The organism is Kitasatospora indigofera (assembly GCF_014655955.1).
In the GTDB taxonomy this organism is placed as follows: domain Bacteria; phylum Actinomycetota; class Actinomycetes; order Streptomycetales; family Streptomycetaceae; genus Kitasatospora; species Kitasatospora indigofera.
The window spans coordinates 1-14,693 of the sequence record NZ_BNBO01000029.1 but is presented as its reverse complement, the minus strand read 5'-3'; the positions used below and the strand labels follow the sequence as shown (position 1 = coordinate 14,693).

At 72.6% G+C, this 14,693-nt stretch carries 12 protein-coding genes; 1 reads left to right on the top strand and 11 read right to left on the bottom strand.

All coding sequences use genetic code 11. The features are described from left to right. The first annotated feature begins 393 nt into the window (after positions 1 to 393). Positions 394 to 1,875 (top strand): MFS transporter, encoded by a 1,482-nt coding sequence (locus tag IE329_RS23260; RefSeq protein ID WP_190212902.1) that lies wholly within the window; start codon positions 394 to 396, stop codon positions 1,873 to 1,875. Between the two features lie 179 nt (positions 1,876 to 2,054). On the opposite strand, the gene IE329_RS23255 is transcribed toward IE329_RS23260, so the two are convergent. The 11 genes from IE329_RS23255 to IE329_RS23205 all read right to left on the bottom strand — a co-directional run bounded on the left by IE329_RS23255 (position 2,055) and on the right by IE329_RS23205 (position 14,549). Next, positions 2,055 to 3,476 (bottom strand): DNA polymerase IV, encoded by a 1,422-nt coding sequence (locus tag IE329_RS23255; RefSeq protein ID WP_190212901.1) that lies wholly within the window; start codon positions 3,474 to 3,476, stop codon positions 2,055 to 2,057. A 130-nt stretch (positions 3,477 to 3,606) separates the two neighbouring features. Beyond that, positions 3,607 to 4,305, bottom strand: a complete 699-nt coding sequence (locus tag IE329_RS23250; protein ID WP_373311265.1) for a SanA/YdcF family protein — start codon at positions 4,303 to 4,305, stop codon at positions 3,607 to 3,609. 139 nt (positions 4,306 to 4,444) lie between these two features. After that, positions 4,445 to 5,143, bottom strand: coding sequence for a MerR family transcriptional regulator (locus IE329_RS23245; protein WP_190212900.1), 699 nt, complete (start codon positions 5,141 to 5,143; stop codon positions 4,445 to 4,447). Between the two features lie 531 nt (positions 5,144 to 5,674). Further along, the gene (locus tag IE329_RS23240) at positions 5,675 to 6,148 is read right to left on the bottom strand and encodes a bifunctional nuclease family protein (protein WP_073927314.1); all 474 of its coding nucleotides are present in this window, start codon (positions 6,146 to 6,148) and stop codon (positions 5,675 to 5,677) included. 123 nt (positions 6,149 to 6,271) lie between these two features. After that, entirely contained in the window at positions 6,272 to 6,964 is a 693-nt protein-coding gene (ftsR, locus tag IE329_RS23235) for a transcriptional regulator FtsR (RefSeq protein ID WP_190212972.1), read from the bottom strand. A 203-nt stretch (positions 6,965 to 7,167) separates the two neighbouring features. Then, a complete protein-coding gene (locus IE329_RS23230; protein ID WP_373311262.1) occupies positions 7,168 to 7,716 on the bottom strand; it encodes an FHA domain-containing protein in 549 nt (182 codons plus the stop codon). A gap of 538 nt (positions 7,717 to 8,254) precedes the next feature. Continuing rightward, positions 8,255 to 9,121 carry a DUF881 domain-containing protein gene (locus IE329_RS23225; protein ID WP_229927696.1) on the bottom strand — a complete coding sequence of 289 codons (867 nt, stop codon included), beginning with the start codon at positions 9,119 to 9,121 and terminating at the stop codon, positions 8,255 to 8,257. A 583-nt stretch (positions 9,122 to 9,704) separates the two neighbouring features. Beyond that, entirely contained in the window at positions 9,705 to 10,037 is a 333-nt protein-coding gene (locus IE329_RS23220; protein WP_073927316.1) for a small basic family protein, read from the bottom strand. Positions 10,038 to 10,040: 3 nt separating this feature from the next. Beyond that, the gene (locus tag IE329_RS23215) at positions 10,041 to 11,156 is read right to left on the bottom strand and encodes a DUF881 domain-containing protein (RefSeq protein WP_308438393.1); all 1,116 of its coding nucleotides are present in this window, start codon (positions 11,154 to 11,156) and stop codon (positions 10,041 to 10,043) included. Between the two features lie 162 nt (positions 11,157 to 11,318). After that, positions 11,319 to 13,814 carry a mannose-1-phosphate guanyltransferase gene (locus tag IE329_RS23210; protein ID WP_190212898.1) on the bottom strand — a complete coding sequence of 832 codons (2,496 nt, stop codon included), beginning with the start codon at positions 13,812 to 13,814 and terminating at the stop codon, positions 11,319 to 11,321. A 123-nt stretch (positions 13,815 to 13,937) separates the two neighbouring features. After that, entirely contained in the window at positions 13,938 to 14,549 is a 612-nt protein-coding gene (locus IE329_RS23205) for a CDP-alcohol phosphatidyltransferase family protein (protein ID WP_190212897.1), read from the bottom strand. Positions 14,550 to 14,693 lie beyond the last annotated feature (144 nt).

Below are 14,693 nucleotides of genomic sequence, written 5' to 3'. Positions count from 1 at the left end.
GCCGCCCCACCCCCGGCAGACGGGCAGGGCTCCGGACCGTACGCGGTCCGGAGCCCTGTCCGTCCTCGGCATGTCCGTCCTCGGCATGTCCGTCCTCGGCATGCCCGCCATCGGCATGCCCGCCATCGGCATGCCCGCCATCGGCGCGCCCGTCCTCGGCGTGCCGCGCTGCGTAGGACATGCCGGTGCTCGGCGTGCGCGTCCCCGGCACGCCGGCACGCCGGGAAGCGCGGCCGGGGCCGGCCGGCCGGACCCGCTCCGGCCTGCACTTTGCCAAAGCTTCACCGATCGATATTTGACACACTGAAGTATCTGCCGCCAAAGTTACTTCAGCTAGTTCACTTTCACTCGCCTGAAGCAATGTCCTCGGGCACACCTACTGGAGGAAGCACCGTGAGTGAGGCACCACAGCCCACCACCGCGGCAGCGAAGCAGAGCAGTGCCCGGGTACTCCCTGCCCTGATCCTGGCGATGCTGGCGTTCAGCGTGGTGCAGACCGCGGTCGTCCCGATCCTGCCCTCGCTGGCCAAGGAACTGAACGTCTCCGGTTCCAACATCACCTGGCTGATGACGGCCAACCTGCTCTCCGCAGCCGTCCTCACCCCGCTGCTCGGCCGGTTCGGCGACCTGCGCGGCCGCAAGCCGATGCTGCTCATCTCGCTGACCGGGCTGGTCGCCGGCTCGGCCCTCGCGGTGAGCACGCACTCCTTCACCTGGCTCGTGGTGGCCCGCGTCCTCCAGGGCGCCGGCGGTGGCGTGCTGCCGCTCGCCATCAGCATCGTCCGGGACGAGCTGCCCAAGGAGAAGGTCACCGGCGGCGTCGCCGGGATCAGCGCATCGATGGGCGTCGGCAGCGGCCTCGGCCTGGTGGCCACCGGCCTGCTGCTGGAGCACTGGAGCTACAAGTCCATCTTCTGGATGGGCCTGGTCTTCGGTCTGATCGCCGTCGCGCTGGTGGCCCTGCGCGTCCCCAAGGACCCGGTCGTCGACACCGAGGGCGGGGCCGACCCGCTCGGCGCCATCACCCTGGCCGGCTGGCTCTCCGCCCTGCTCGTCGCCGTCAGCCAGGGCAACGCCTGGGGCTGGACCTCCAACAAGACCCTCGGCCTGTTCGCCGTCGCCGCCGTGGTCGCCCTGATCTGGGGGATCATCGAGGTCAAGGTCAAGCACCCGCTGGTCGACATGTCGATGATGTCCCGCCCGGCCGTCGCCTTCACCAACCTGGCCGGTCTGCTCATCGGGTTCGGCATGTACGGCTCCTTCATGGTGATCAGCAACTTCGCCCAGACCCCCGAGCGCCTCACCCACTACGGCTTCACCGCCACCGTGCTGCACGCCGGCGTGATGCTGCTGCCGTCGGCGGTCGGCAGCATGGTCGCCGCCCCGCTCGGCGCCGTCCTGATCGCCCGTCGCGGACCGCGCCTGCCGCTGGTGCTCGGCGGCGTCCTCGGCGCCGTCGCGATGTCCTACCTGGCCGTGCGGCACAGCCACGAGGCCGACCTCTACACCGCCTCGGCGATCTTCGGCCTGGGCATCGGCCTCGCCTTCTCCGCGATGCCGGCCTACATCAACGGCGCCGTCCCGGTCGAGCAGAGCGGCATCGCCAACGGCATGAACGCCGTGCTGCGCACCGTCGGCGGCGCCATCGGCACCGCCGTGATGGCCGCCATCCTGACCGGCGACACCATCCCGCGCCTGCCGGTCGCCCTGCCGACCCTGAACGCCTACCAGCACGCGTTCTGGACCGCCGCCGCCGTCTGCCTCGTCGCCGGCGCCGTGCCCTTCCTGATCCGCCGGATCAAGCCGGCCGCACCCGCGGCCGACCTGGCCGACGCACCGAACTCCAGCCCCGTGCTGGTCAAGACCGACGCCTGACGAGGCGTCCTCCCCCGTGCCCAGGGACAGGGCGCGGGGGGACCGGGCCACCGGGGATCGACGAGGGCATCGCGATCACCCACGGCCCGGCCCGACACGCGGCCCCGCCCGGACGACTCCGGGCGGGGCCGCTCCGTCGTTCCGGCACCCGGCGCCGGCGGCCCTTCCGGCGGGCGGCGTCACTCCTGCCGCAACGGCAGCGGCCGGGCCGGCTCCAGCGCCCGATCGTCCACCAGGAAGGTCCGCACCCGGCCCGGCCCGCTCCACGGCGTCTCGAACCGCACGGTCACCCGCCCGACGCCGCTGCCCTGCACCCACCCCGGCCCGAACTCGGTGTGCGTCACGTCCTGCCCCGGCATCCAGCGCCGGACGACGGGCCCCTCCCCCGCTTCCGCGGCCTCCTCCACCGCCTCGGCCGGCCGCTCCGCCGGCTCCGGCGCACCCTCCTGCCCCGGCTCCGCCGCGGCCGCCTGCTCCCGCAGCTCGGCCTGCTCCCGCGCCGCCTCGCGCACGGCCTGCGCGAAGAGGTCCTCCTGGGTGTAGTCCGCGAGCTGCGAGACGCCGACCCCGAGCAGCCGCACCCCACCGGTGACGTCGACCTGCGCCGCCAGCCGGCGCGCCGTGTCGGTGATCACCGTCTCGTCGTCGGTCGGACCGCGCAGCGTCTCTGAACGGGTCAGGGTGGAGAAGTCGAAGCGCCGCACCTTGAGCACCACCGTGCGGCCCGAGCGCCCGGCCGCCCGCAGCCGGCCGACGCAGCGCGCCGCCAGCACGTCCACCTCGTGCAGGATCCGGTCACGGTCCGCCAGGTCCACCTCGAAGGTGTCCTCCACCGAGACCGACTTGGCGTCCCGGTCGGGCACCACCGGCCGGTCGTCCAGCCCCAGGGCCATCTGGAGCACGCCGGCGCCGTGCGCCCGCCCGAGCAGCTGCACCAGCTCGGCCTCGCCCGCCTCGGCCAGGTCCGCCACCGTTGTCAGCCCGGCCCGGCGCAGCACCTGCTCGGTGGCCGGGCCGACGCCCGGCAGCGCCCGGACGGACATCGGGCCGAGCACCGCCCGCTCCTGGCCGGGCACGACGAGCACCAGGCCGTCCGGCTTGGCCTGCTCGGAGGCGATCTTGGCCATCAGCTTGGAGCCCGCCGCGCCGACCGAGGCGGTCAGCCCCGTCCGCCGCTCGATGTCGGCCCGGAGGTCCTCGGCCAGGGCCAGCACCAGGGCCGCGGCGTCGGAGGAGGCGGCGAGTGCCGGGCCGTACGGACCGGCCGCCAGGTCGACGAAGGCCTCGTCCAGGCTGAGCGGCTCGACCAGCGGGGACAGCTCCCGCAGCAGGCCCATCACCAGGTCGCTGACCCGGCGGTAGGCCTCGAAGCGGCCGGTCAGGAAGGCCGCGTTCGGGCAGAGCCGCCGGGCCTGGGCCATCGGCATCGCGGAGTGCACCCCGAACGTGCGGGCCTCGTACGAGGCGGTGGAGACCACGCCGCGGCCGCCCAGACCCCCGACGATCACCGGCTTGCCGCGCAGGCTCGGCTTGGCCGCCTGCTCCACCGAGGCGAAGAAGGCGTCCATGTCGAGGTGGATGATGCTCGGCAGTGACCGCACCTGCCGATCATGCCGCAGGGGTCCGACAATCAGGCGTCCACGCGACCGGCCCGGCGCGCCCGCGGGCGGCCCCGGGCCCGCGGCGCGTGGCCACGCCCGGCGGCGCGAGGTCCCGCCGCTCGGGGCCCGGTCAGCGCGCGCCCGCGTCCGCCAGCGCGCGCGGGATGCCCTGCTCCTGCGGGCCGAGCAGCGCGGGGTCGGGCCGCAGCCAGGCGTTCAACGCGGCCTTCCCGGCACCGGGGATCTCCCGCAGGCCGCCGTAGTACCAGGTGACGTCGTGCCACTCCTGCACCCCGACCGCGTACGCGTCGACGCCCGCCGCCTGACAGAGGGCCAGCGCCCGGCGGACGTGGAACTCCTGGCTGACCAGCACCGCCCGCCGGACCCCGAAGATCCGCCGGGCCCGGGTGCAGGAGTCCCAGGTGTCGAAGCCCGCGTAGTCGCCGACCACCCGGATCTCCGGCACGCCGTGCTCGATCAGGTAGCGCCGCATCGCGTCGGTCTCGTCGTAGGCGGCCCGACCGTTGTCGCCGGTCACCAGGATCGCCGAGACCTTCTGCCGCTGGTACAGCTCCAGCGCCGCGTCCAGCCGGTGCGCGAGGTACGGGGACGGCGTGCCGTTCTCCAGGCCGGCGCCGAACACCACCGCGACGGGGGCCTGCGGCACGCTCTGCACGGTGCGGACCCGGTCGGCCGTGCTCGTCCAGAGCCAGGCGCTCGGCGCCAGTGCCAGCACGCAGAGCAGGACGAGCAGTTGGAAGGCCCGGCGCTGCCCGCGGCGCTGCCGCAGCCAGGCCGGCCCGCCGAGTACGACCCGCACGAAGCGTATGACCCGCACGACCCCTCCTTGATCGGTTCACCACCGGTGACGACACGACCGGCCCGGACGGTTCCCCGTCCGGGCCGGTCTCCGGTGCTGCCGGATCGCTCGTGCTCTTCGATTGCTCCTGGTGGCGGACCGCCCGCGGTCAGCCCGCGCGGTTGCGCCGCTGGGCCAGCTCGTCCGCCGGGTCCTGGCCGACCAGCGTCTCGCCGGTGTCGGTGCGCTCGGCGTGCAGCCGGCCCAGGGAGGACTCCAGCTCCTTCCAGACCGCGCCGACCGCGATGCCGAAGACGCCCTGACCGCCCTTCAGCAGGTCGACCACCTGCTGCGGGGTGCTGCACTCGTAGACCGTCGCGCCGTCGCACATCAGGGTCAGCCCCGCCAGGTCGCCGATCTCGGCGGACTGCAGGTGGGTGACGGCCACCCGGATGTTCTGCAGCGAGACGCCGGCGTCCAGCAGGCGCTTCACGATCTTCAGGGTCAGGATGTCGCGGAAGCTGTAGAGGCGGTGCGTGCTCGCCGGGTACACCGACCGCACGCTCGGCTCCAGCAGCCCGGTGCGCGCCCAGTAGTCCAGCTGGCGGTAGGTGATGCCGGCCGCCGCGCAGGCGGTGGGACCCCGGTAGCCGACCAGCGCGGAGGTGGGGGCGAGTCGTTCGATGTCCGGCTGGCCGCCCTGGACGGCGGGGAAGCGCCCGATCCTGGGCCCGACCCGGGCCGGCTCGGCGCCGCCGGGCTCCGCCGGCCTGGCCTCCCAGCCGCGGTCCGCCGCGGTCCGGCCGGTGCGTTGCACATGCACGGAGCACACACCACCCACGGCCACGTCATCGCCGGTGCTGGTCATGCCTACCTCCGTCCACCTGTGCTGCGGGCTGCCCGGCCACGGGTGACAATCCGCAGCCACTCCTGACGGTAGGCAGTCACCCATGGCCCGTCAACGATCGCCACGCCGGGCACGCCAAACCGCGTCACTCGGGAGAGTGGTTTTTCGTGCCCCCAGTGTGGGTAAGTGGACGACTTTTGGCAAAACCGCGACGGCGGGCCCGAGCAGCCGGTACGGCCCCCTAGGACGGGCTTCGACGGTCACCGCAGGCAGAACGGCCGGTCACCGTCCGTGGCGCGGGCGATCGCTGCGGGTGCGTCCGGCGCTCACATCGGGTAGTGCTGCCACCGCTGCCGGAAGACCCGTCCCACCCCTCCGGGACACCAGGCCGGTCATTCGGGACACCGGGCGGGCCGGCCTCGGGCCGGGGGCGCCGGGCAACGAGGCCTTCAGCCGCCCGTCGGGCCACCTCGGGGGCGGGGTGCACCGCCGGCCGGCGACAGCAGAAGAAGCCCGCGCGAACGGCACGGGCGGGGAGCCGGCGGGCGGCGCCTACTGCTGGCCGCCGCCGAAGTCCTCGGGCGAGACCTGGTCGAGGAACTCGCGGAACTTCTCGACCTCGTCCTCCTGCTCGTCCGGGATCGCGATGCCCGCCTCGGCGAGCACCTCCTCGCTCCCGTAGATCGGGGTCCCGGTCCGCAGGGCGAGCGCTATCGCGTCGGACGGGCGGGCACTCACCTCGACCCCGCCGGTGAACACCAGTTCGGCGTAGAAGACGCCCTCGCGGAGGTCGGTGATCCGCACCTCGGTGAGCTGCTGGCCCAGGGCCTCCAGCACGTCCTTGAAGAGGTCGTGCGTCAGCGGGCGCACCGGCGTCATGCCCTGCTGGGCGAAGGCGATCGCGGTCGCCTCACCCGGACCGATCCAGATCGGCAGGTAGCGGTCGCCCCCGACCTCGCGCAGCAGCACGATCGGTTGGTTCGACGGCATCTCCACCCGGACACCCACGACGTCGAGCTCATTCACAGTCGCAACCCTATGGCCCACACCCCGGATATGAAAGCGCAACCAGGACCGGGCTGGTCACAGCCCTGCGACCGGCCCCCGGAGGCCACCGCCCGAGGCCGGCCGGCCCGGTGAGCGGCCTGCCTAGTGACGGGTCCGCATCCCGGCCTGGACCATCGCGGCGTGCAGCCGGACGGACAGCGTGGCGAGATCGCGCGCGGTGGCCTCGGCGTGCGCCCGGGTCTGCGGGTTCCGGTGCCGCCGCAGCGGGGCGACCACCTGGTCCACCAGGGCGACCTCACGGTCGGCGGCGGCCTTCATCGCGCGCAGGTGGCGCGGTTCGAGCCCGTACCGGCCCAGTTCCGCCACCAGCCGGGCGACCTGCAGGGCCTCGCCGTCGTACCCGCCGTCCGGGCCCGGCACGACCAGGCCGTACGACTCCCACTCGGCGAGTTCGCGCTCCCCCGCCTCGGCGGCGGCCAGCAGCTCGGCGCGGCCGAGCCGGACCCCGGAGGCCGCACCGGAGGCGGCCACCAGCTCGCGGTCGGCCTCCTCCATCGGGCCCGGGCGGGTCTCCGGCGCGGGCAGCGCCGGCGGCGCCTCCCCGCGCTCGATCGCGTCCAGGTGCTCGCGGATCACTCTCAGCGGGAGGTAGTGGTCGCGCTGCATCCTCAGCACGTACGCCAGCCGCTCGACATCGGCGGGGCTGAACTTGCGGTAGCCCGAGGGCGTGCGCTGCGGCTCCACCAGGCCCTCCGCCTCCAGGAACCTGATCTTGGAGATGGTGACCTCGGGGAAGTCGTCCCGGAGGAAGGCCAGCACCGCGCCGATGCTCAGCAGCTCCTCACCGCGCCACCGGGACTCACCGGGACGGTGGACGGTGCGGCCGTGCTGCCTGGGGGCCGCGATCACCCCCCGCACACCCTGCTCCGGCCGCGGCTGCGACGGGGGCGCCGGCTCCGGGCCGGGGTGTGCGGGGGTGATCGCCCCGAGAGATGTGGGAGGGTTCGCGCTCACTCGGGCTCCTGCCGAAGTCGTGGTCAGTACCCCCGGTGGTGACTGGCGAAGAACACCAGCCGGTACTTGCCGATCTGCACCTCGTCGCCGTTGTTCAAGGCCACCTCGTCGATCCGCTCCCGGTTGACGTACGTGCCGTTGAGGCTGCCGACGTCCGCGACGGTGAAGCCGCCCCCCGGCGTCCGGCGGAACTCGACGTGCTTGCGCGACACCGTGACGTCGTCCAGGAAGATGTCACCCTGCGGGTGGCGGCCGGCCGTCGTCTTGTCCGAGTCGAGCAGGAAGCGGCTGCCGGAGTTCGGGCCGCGCTGCACGATCAGCAGTGCGGAGCCCGGCGGCAGCGCGTCGATCGCCGACAGCACCTCGGGCGAGAGCGCGGGCTGGGTGCCCGTGCCGGCCTGGGTGGCGTTGGGGTCGTAGGACTCAAGGCCGGAGATGGAGATGGTCGAGGTGGTCTCCGCGGCGCCCTCGGGGAGCAGGCCGCCACGCAGAGCGGTGCCGCAGTTGGAACAGAAGCGGGCCGCGACGGGGTTCTGGTTCCCGCACCTGGGGCACGGAGTGGGGCCACCCATGTTCACAGCCTCCTGGCGCGGCAGACCCGACGGGTCGTGCCCGGCGTAGGGATCCGGGGCAAACCCTCCACCAGAGGTTGAGGGTCCTGTCGGGAAACCTATGCGCGGGGCGCCGGAGGGGTCAACCGACGCGCCGTAGCCCGCCGGATTCCCTCCCTGGGGGGCACCGGCACCGTCCCTGAAGAGCGGCCGGTCGGCCGCGTACTCGACTCCCTCGGGAGCGGAGCGCATGCCCGGCACGGCGGGCTCTTCGTCGGCCCGGCGGTGGCGCGCGGTGGGCGCCTCGACAGCCGCACCACTGCGGTTGTTGCGGCCGAACAACTTCGAGAAGAAACTCACGGGCGAATCCCCTTGCGTGTGACAGACCCGCCCGCGGGGCAGGGTGAGAACCTCGGACAGGCTGCGAGCCCGGCTGAGCGCCGGGCCGATGGGAGTGGTGCTCCGACAAACAGCGGCACGAACCAGTGTCTCTGACCGCCTTGCGGCAGCCTCCACCGGGGGTTCCCCGCAGGTGACGGACCGTACGAGAGGCGCCCCGTCACTTCGCCGCCGGCTTGGCGTACTGCGGCGTGCGCAGCTCGGTGAGCGCGTCGACGACGATCTTCTGCTGCTCGGCGATGGTGGCGCGGGCCTGGTGGCTCTCCAGGGTGCGGACCACACCGCCCGGGATGTTCAGCGCGGGCGTCAGGTCCTGCGGGTTCCCGACCACGGTGAAGCGGTAGGGCTGCGAGACCTTCTTGCTGTCGATCTGCACACCGCCCCCCGGAGCGTCGGTGAAAAAGGTGTTCACCACCACACGCACGTCGTTGATCTGAATCGCCTCCGCCCCCGCCGCTCTCAGTTCCTGCAGGGTGTCCAGCAGCATATCCGCCTTCACCTGCCCTTGGGGATCATCGACCGTCAGTACGATGCCCGGACCAGTGGCTTTGACCGTCCCGGCGAGGACGCCGAGCTCGGTCGACTTCTTCCTGGTCTGTTCCTGGGCCTCCTTGGCCTGGTTGGAACTGTTCTCCAACTGGGCCATGGACTGCTCAAGCTGTGCCTTCTCCTGTTGGAGACGCTGCTGACGGCTGTCCAGTTCGTCGAGGATGCGAACCAGATCCTCCTGCCGGGCACCGCGCAGCTGGTCGTGGTCGTTGGTGGAGCGCACCTGGATGGCCAGCGCCAGCCCCAGGGAGAACAGCAGCAGGGCCACCACCAGCTGGCCGCGGGACACCCGCGGCGGCCACATCGCGGCCCGCAGCCGCCTACGACCGCCGGCCGCGGCCGGCACCGGCCGGGGCCCGGCCTCGGACTGCGACGCCGAAGCGGGCTCCGGCTCCGGCTGCGGCTCCGGCTCCGAAGCGGCCTCGGATATCGGCGCAGGCCGCACCTCGGGGGCGGGGACGGGAACCTCGTCGCCCACGGCCGCCGCGTCAGCCTGGGGCTCCGGGGCGGCAGCCGCCTCGTCCGGGCCCTCGGCGAGGGAGCGGGCCGCCGCATCGGTGCCGGCCCGCTCGTCGTTCCGGGGCCCGGCCGTCCCCAGCACGACCGTGTCCGACTCCACCCGGGCCGCCCGCACCCGCGGCGGCCGCACCGGGGCCGGCTCGCCCTGCCCGGCTTCGCCGTGGTCCGCCGCGGGCCGCACCGCCCCGGCGGTCCCGGAGCCGGCGACGGGCGCCGGCCCGGCCTCCTGACCGGCCCCTTCCGCGTCCACGGCCCGGACGACGGCAGGCGTCCGCCCGGCGGGGGCCGAAGGCTCCGCGGCATCCGCCGGACCGGTCGCCGACGGCTCGGGCGCGTCCGGGGCCCCGGCAGTCCTCTGAGCCTCGGTGGCCCCTGCGGCCTCGGGAGCCTCGGCGCGCCCGGGGCCCTTCGCCGTCTCGTCCTGCGCCACGTCCGCTCCTGACTTCGCCGCTGATCCCGGTGGTCCCGCCGGTCCCCCCGGTCCTGCCGCCCCCGCGCCCCGCTCGGGCACGTCCTCGCTGCCGGTCCCCGCCCGGTCCGGCTCAGGCCCGGAAGACATGGCGCCTGATCGCGGCCGCGTTGGAGAAGATCCGGATGCCGAGCACCACGACCACACCGGTCGACAGCTGCGAGCCGACCCCGAGCTGGTCACCGAGGAAGACGATCAGCGCTGCGACCACCACGTTGGACAGGAAGGACACCACGAAGACCTTGTCGTCGAAGATCCCGTCCAGCATCGCCCGGACACCGCCGAACACCGCGTCCAGCGCCGCCACCACCGCGATCGGCAGGTACGGCACGACGGCGTCCGGCACCTCGGGCTGGACGAAGAGTCCGACGACCACCCCGATCACGAGACCCAGTACGGCAATCACGGTCTAGTTGCTCCTTGTCCCTGCGGAGGTCGACCCGGCGGTCGCGGTCGGCGAGCTGCCGGTCGCTCTGGGCGAGTTGCTGCTGGTCGTCTTGCTGCCGGACGGCTTCGTCGCCGACGGGTGCGCGCCCGGCGAGGACGCGGACGGCGACGGACCGGTACCCGGCGTCCCCGACGGGCCGGCGGCGGACCCGGTCGCGGCCGGGACCTCCGGTGCGGCGGCGGGCGAGGTCGCCGGCGCCGACGGTACGGGCTGCGCGGTCCGCAAGGTCACACCGACCGCGGCCGGGAGGGTCACCTTGCTCTGCACGGAGAGGCTGAACTTGATGCCGTAGCTGTCCTGCAGCAGGTGCAGGTAGTGCCCCGCCACCCCGCTCTCGAAGGCCGGGCCGAGCTTGGGTCCGTCGCCGACGGCCAGCACGGTGTACGGCGGCACCAGCGGGCGGTTGTCCACCAGGACGGCCTCGCCGGCCGCCCTGATCGCGGAGAGCGCGGTCAGCCGCTGTCCGTTGACGGAGACCGCCTCGGCTCCGGCCTGCCAGAGCCCGTTGACGACCAGCTGCAGGTCGCGGTCGCGGAGCCGGCCGCTGTTCTCGAACCCGTCGGCCTGGCGGGGGTCCACGTTGCCGCCCGCACCGGTGCCCGCCGCGTCCTCCAGCACCAGGCGTATGCCGGGCCCGGAGACCTCTCCCGTCCCGACCGCGCCGGCCAGGTCGGCGAGACCGCCGCCGCCGGCCGCCTGCAGGGCCTGCTGCTGGGTGCTCTCGACCTTGCGCCGCAGCTCCTGGACCTGCTGCTGCAGGCGGTCCGCGGCCCCCGCGGTGTCCGTCACGCGGTGGACCAGTGCGTCCCGCTCCTTGGCGAGGGCCGGCTGGGCGTCGTGCGCGTTCACCGCCCCGATGGTCAGGACGACACCCACCAGGGCGAGCCCCAGCCCCAGGGTCGCCAGCCCGCGCCGGGTGGTCGGGACCCGGCTGGCCCGGCCGTCACCCCTGGCCGCGGCCGCCTCCGCGTAGCCCTCGTCCAACCCGTGGTCCATCACAGCGGTCAGCAGGGACATCGATGCGTCGGGGCGGTTGTATCGTCCGTCCCTGGCACTCGGCGTCGGCGTCGCTGGCATGCGGACCATCGTCCCACGTCGGCGGAGTGCCCTGACCACAACCCCTGGGCCAGGAAGCCGGATTGCCCGTCGGATCGTGACCAACGGGACGAACCGGACAGGGGTGGCACGGCAACCGCCGCACCACCCCTCGTCCTCGCCTCCCGGCGCCGGTCCCGCTGCCTACCTCCCGGCGCCCTCGACGACGGCGGCCCACTCGTCCAGCAGCTGGCTGGTCGCCTGGTCGTCCGGCCCCTCGGCCCAGAGGTGGGTGACGGCCTCCGCCGGGTCGGGCAGGACGAGCGTCCAGCGCCCGTCCGCCTCGACCACCCGCACCCCGTCGGTGGTGTCCAGCCGGCGGCTGCCGGCCGCCTCCACGACGGACCGCATCACCATGCCCTTGGCGGCCCACGGCGTCGCGATGTCCCGCCGCTGGATGTGGGCCTGCGGGATCCGGGCGTCGATCTGGCTCAGCGTCAGCTGCGTCCGTGCCACCAGGCCGACCAGCCGGACGAAGGCCGCGGCCCCGTCCAGGACACCGCTGAACTCCGGCACCACGTAGCCGCCACGACCGTCACCGCCGAAGACCGTGCCCTCGGCGGAGGCCGCCTTGGCCAGGTCGTCCGGGGTGGTGGTGGTCCAGATGACCTGGGTGCCGTGGTACGCCGCCACCTGCTCGGCGATCCGGGTGGTGGTCACCGGCAGGGCCACCTGCCCGCTGCGACGCTCGGCCGCGACCAGGTCCAGGAGGACGAGCAGCGCCCGGTCGTCCTGGATCACCCGGCCGAGCTCGTCCACGAAGGACACCCGCTCACCGACCGGGTCGAACCGGACGCCGAAGGCCGCCCGGGAGGACGCCACCAGTTCGCCCAGCCTGGCCAGGCCGGCCCGGCGGGACTCCGCGTCCTCGGTCGGCCTGGACTCGTCCAGGCCGCCCGAGACGGTCAGCACCTCGACGCCCAGGCGCCCCAGGATGCTCGGCATCACCAGCGCGGCACTGCCGTGGGCGGTGTCCACCACCACCTTGAGCCCGGCCTCCCGCACACCCGTGGTGTCGATCGCCCGCAGCAGGTTGCCCGCGTACGAGTCGAAGACGCTGGCCGGGTGGAGCAGGTCGCCGATCTCACCGGGGAAGGCCCGGCGGTACTCCTGCCGGGCGTACACCCGGTCGAGCTTGCGCTGCCCGGCCTGCGAGAGGTCGGCGCCGCGCTCGTCGAAGAACAGGATGTCCAAGGAGTCCGGCACACCGGGCGTGGTCCGCAGGAAGATCCCGCCCGCACTGCCCCGCGCGGTGTGCTGCCGGGCCACCGGCATCGGTACGTTCTCCAGGTCACGGACGTCGATCGCGCTGGTCTGCAGCGCCGAGATCATCGCCCGCTTGAGCGCACGCGCGCCACGCGAGTGGTCACGCGCGATGGTGACCGTCGCGCCCTTCTTGAGCGTCGTCGCGTAGGCCCCCGCCAGCCGGACGGCCAGCTCCGGCGTGATCTCGACGTTGAGGATGCCGGAGACCCCGCGGACCCCGAAGAGGTGCTCCTGGCCGCGCGACTCCCAGATCACCGAGGTGTTGACGACCGCGCCGGCCTCGATGGTCTTGAACGGGTAGACCCGGACGTTGCCCGCGATGATCGACTCCTCGCCGATCAGGCACTCGTCCCCGATGACCGCGCCCTCCTCGATCCTGGAGGCCCGCATCACGTCGGTGTTCTTGCCGATCACACAGCCGCGGAGGTTGCTCTGCGGCCCGATGTACACGTTGTCGTGGACGACGGTCTTGTGCAGGAAGGCGCCGCGCTTCACGACCACGTTGCTGCCCAGCACGGTGTGCTCGCGCAGTTCCACGCCGGCCTCGACCTTGGCGTAGTCGCCGATGTAGAGGGGCCCGCGCAGGACGGCCTCCGGATCGACCTCCGCACCCTCGGCCACCCAGACCCCGGGCGAGATCTCGAAGCCGTCCAGCTCGACCTCGACCTTGCCCTCCAGGACGTCGGCCTGGGCCTTCTGGTAGCTCTCGTGCGTGCCCACGTCCTCCCAGTAGCCCTCGGCGACGTAGCCGAAGACCGGCTTGCCCTCCTTCAGCAACTGCGGGAAGACGTCGCTCGACCAGTCCACCGACTCGCCGGCCGCGACGTAGTCGAAGACCTCGGGTTCCATCACATAGATACCGGTGTTGACCGTGTCCGAGAAGACCTGGCCCCAGGTCGGCTTCTCCAGGAAGCGCTCGACCCGGCCCTCGTCGTCGGTGATCGTGATGCCGAATTCCAGCGGGTTGGGCACCCGGGTCAGGCAGACGGTGACCAGGGCCCCCTTCTCACGGTGGAAGGCGATCAGGTCGGAGAGATCGAAGTCCGTGAGGGCGTCACCGGAGATCACCAGAAACGAATCGTCCTTGAGCGCGTCCTCGGCGTTCTTGACGCTGCCCGCGGTGCCCAGCGGCGTTTCTTCGTTGGCATATGTCAAATGCATACCGAGCTCTTCGCCGTCACCGAAGTAGTTCTTGACCAGCGAGGCCAGGAACTGGACGGTGACGACGGTGTCGGTGAGGCCGTGCCGCTTCAGCAGCCGAAGCACGTGCTCCATGATCGGCCGGTTGGCCACCGGCAGCAGCGGCTTGGGCATGCTTGAGGTCATCGGGCGGAGTCGAGTGCCCTCGCCCCCTGCCATCACAACGGCTTTCATTACGGGTGCGTCCTCCTTCGCGGTGGTGGACCCTGCGGATCCATCAAACCGTTCCAGAGCTTCTCTACCCGGATGAAATCATCCGACGCACCGTGTCGTCGTGGGACTTCTCCCAATCGCGTCTCAAACGGCGGAGGCCGCGTCCGCCTTCACGATCTGCCGGGCCTGCACCGCATAGAGGATGCCGGCCCACCAGTAGAGGGTGGTCCCCCACCAGATGAAGGCCCAGCTGACCACGTTCGCCGGCTCGGCGATCCAGGTGTCCCCGGTGCCCAGCAGCAGAAGCGGAAAGGCGTACATCAGATTGAAGGTCGCGGCTTTCCCGAGAAAGCTCACCTGCAGCGGACCGTAGCCGTGCCGGTTGAGAATCGGCAGCAGGCAGCCGATGAAGGCCTCACGGGCCAGCAGGATCGCCGTCACCCACCAGGGCAGGATGCCGCGCCAGGTGAGCCCCAGCAGGGTCGACAGCACGTAGAGGCGGTCCGCCAGCGGGTCGAGGATCTGGCCGACCCGGCTGATCTGCCCCCACCTGCGGGCCAGCTTGCCGTCGAGGTAGTCGCTGATGCCGCTCAGCATCAGCAGGAGGACGGCCCAGCCGTCGTTGTTCGGCCCGTCGAACACCGGCCACAGGATGAGCCAGAGGAAGATCGGCACGCCGACCAGCCGGCCCATGCTCAGCAGGTTGGGGATGGTGAGGACGCGATCGGTCTGGACCCGCGTCTCCTGGACCTCCACCCGGGGGCCTCCTGTAAGTTGCGACAGTTCTGCACGATGACCCTACAACAGAAAAGCCCCCGTCCGGTTACCCGGCGGGGGCTTCTCTGAATGATTGTTCGGCGGCGTCCTACTCTCCCACAGGGTCCCCCCTGCAGTACCATC